Raw genomic sequence first — 2,406 nt, 5'->3', positions numbered from 1 at the left:
CCAACATAAGGGGCTAGGGAATTGCGAATTGCGAATGAGCGTGGGTTAGAAAGCAGTTTCTAGTAGGCGGTAAGGAGTATGCAGCAGGCAGCAATAACCATAGCAGTTGCCTGATAAATGCTAATGTAGGGGCCGAGCTTGTCTCGGCCCAGACCACCGTGCTTATCTGTAGGGTGGCAGGGTTTCTCCGGTAGGTGGAGAAAAATGTAAGTGCTGCCGATAACTATAGGCAAGTGGGGTGAAGACATGAAAATCTCTAATGAACAAGTCCGTAAAGTTCTACAGGGATACGTGCGACAGGTCGAAAACAGAAAAGCGGAGAAGGCTAAATCCTCAGAATCTAAAGTAGAGGGCGCCGCGGCGAAAGTCGACTCCGTTACCATAACTACCCGCAGCCAGGAAGTCGTGAAGGCCAAAGAGGTCTACGAGAAGCTTCCTGACACGCGAAGCGACCTGGTGGATGAACTGAAAAGCAAGATAGAGGCCGGCAAATATAATGTTGCCAGCAAGGAAATAGCTGATAAGATCATCCATCGCGCGGTTGTAGATGAAACGGTCTAAAACTAGCTTGAGGGTGAGAAAATTGAACATTGATGCCAACGCTTTAATAGACGTCTTAAAGAGCGAAAAAGAATCATACCAGGGATTGTTGAATTTATCGAAGAAAGAGCAAGAGCTGATCGTCAGCGGAAATATTGAGGATCTTTCAGACGTAGTCAAGGCGACGGAGCAGATGATGCGGGTTGTTCGCGACCTGGAGAGAAAACGGCTCACCCTGTTAGACGTAGATACTAATAGCAATTTATCCCAGCCAACCCCCCAGCTCTCAACGATATTAAAAGACTTTGACAAACAAACGGCCGAAGCGGCCGCGGAACTTAAAGACCAGATGCTTGCGATAGTCGAGGATCTCGGCGAGACCAACAAGACTAACGCCGAGCTTCTTAGGCGAAACATCGGCCACACCAACTTCCTTTTCAACGCGATCATGCGTGAGGAAAGCCCGGTGTACGGTCAAAAGCCCAATCCCCAAGGTGTAAATCCCAAGTTGTTTGACGGAAGGGCATAAAGAGGTGTTATAGGATGGATGGATTTTTTGGCATAGGGATTGCAAGAAAAGCCCTAGATGCAAGTCAATACGGGATGGATGTTACGGCGCATAATATAGCCAACGCCAATACGCCGGGCTATTCGAGACAGCGGGCGATTCTTGCGGCGGCCCCCTCGTTTCCCTATCCCGGCTATAATAGGCCGATGCTTCAGGCCCAGCTTGGTACCGGTGTCGAGGTGAAATCAGTCGAGCGGGTGCGAAGCAGCTACTTCGACGACCAGATTAGAAAAGAGAATCAGTCCTTGGGCGGCTGGGGCGTGAAAGACGATGCGCTCAAGCAGGTGGAATCGATACTCAATGAGCCTTCAGATACCGGCCTTCAGAATATGATGGGCGAGTTTTGGGATTCCTGGCAAGAGCTAAGCAAAAACCCCGAGAGCCTCTCTGCCAGGTCCTCGGTAATTGAGATGGGGCGCACGCTTGCATCGACATTTAACCAGCTGGATGCAAAGCTAAGCCGCCTTCGCGATAACCTGAATGATCAGGTATCGGTAAAAGTTGATGAGGTCAACAATATCGCGGATAGGATATATGCGCTCAACAAAGATATCGTTAGAATACAGACGACCGGCGTCGCGCCAAATGACCTTAGGGATGAGCGAGATAAGCTGGTCGATGATCTCTCGAAGATTGCCGACATTACGGTGGCCGAGCAAGATTCGGGCACCGAATTGATATTCTTAAATGGCAGGCAGTTGGTAAGCGAATACTCGGCAAACCACATACAGGCCACACCAAACGGGCTCAATAGCGGCTACGGAGATGTGACCTGGGCGGTGGATGGATCGCCGGTCACATCATACGGCGGAGAGCTAAAATCGCTGACCGATACGCGAGATACCACGATTCAGAAATATCGCGGCGATCTCGATACGCTGGCATCCACCTTGGTAACTGAGGTAAACAACCTTCATGCGGCTGGTGTTGGCTTAGACGGCACCACCGGTTGGAACTTCTTTGCCGGGACGGGGGCGGGGGATATCGCCTTAAGCCCTGACGTTGACGATCCGAAGCACGTTGCGGCCGCAACGAATCCGGCAGGTATACCGGGTGACAACTCAAACGCTCTGGCCATCGCCAAATTAAAGGACACGCTTCTTACAATAAACGGCGATAACGTTACAATGAACGATTATTACCGCTCGACCATTACGAACCTCGGCATAGAATCCCAGGATTCGTCGACAATGGTTACCAACGGGAAGCTATATACCGACCTGCTCGAGAATCATCGCCAATCGGTATCCGGTGTTTCGCTGGATGAAGAGGCGACGAATATGATCAAGTATCAGAGG

3 protein-coding genes are annotated in these 2,406 nt (G+C 50.5%); all 3 read left to right on the top strand.

The window, feature by feature from the left end:
- Positions 1–210 precede the first annotated feature (210 nt).
- Positions 211–561, top strand: coding sequence for a flagellar biosynthesis anti-sigma factor FlgM (flgM, locus tag COY37_RS09915; protein ID WP_286677436.1), 351 nt, complete (start codon positions 211–213; stop codon positions 559–561).
- 22 nt (positions 562–583) lie between these two features.
- A complete protein-coding gene (locus tag COY37_RS09910) occupies positions 584–1,069 on the top strand; it encodes a flagellar protein FlgN (protein WP_286677437.1) in 486 nt (161 codons plus the stop codon).
- A 14-nt stretch (positions 1,070–1,083) separates the two neighbouring features.
- On the top strand, positions 1,084–2,406 hold a 1,323-nt coding region (gene flgK / locus COY37_RS09905), incomplete at its 3' end, for a flagellar hook-associated protein FlgK (protein ID WP_286977431.1).

This window comes from Candidatus Aquicultor secundus, from assembly GCF_002791875.1.
Taxonomy (GTDB): Bacteria; Actinomycetota; Aquicultoria; order Aquicultorales; family Aquicultoraceae; genus Aquicultor_A; species Aquicultor_A secundus.
This window is presented reverse-complemented; position numbering and strand designations above follow the sequence as displayed.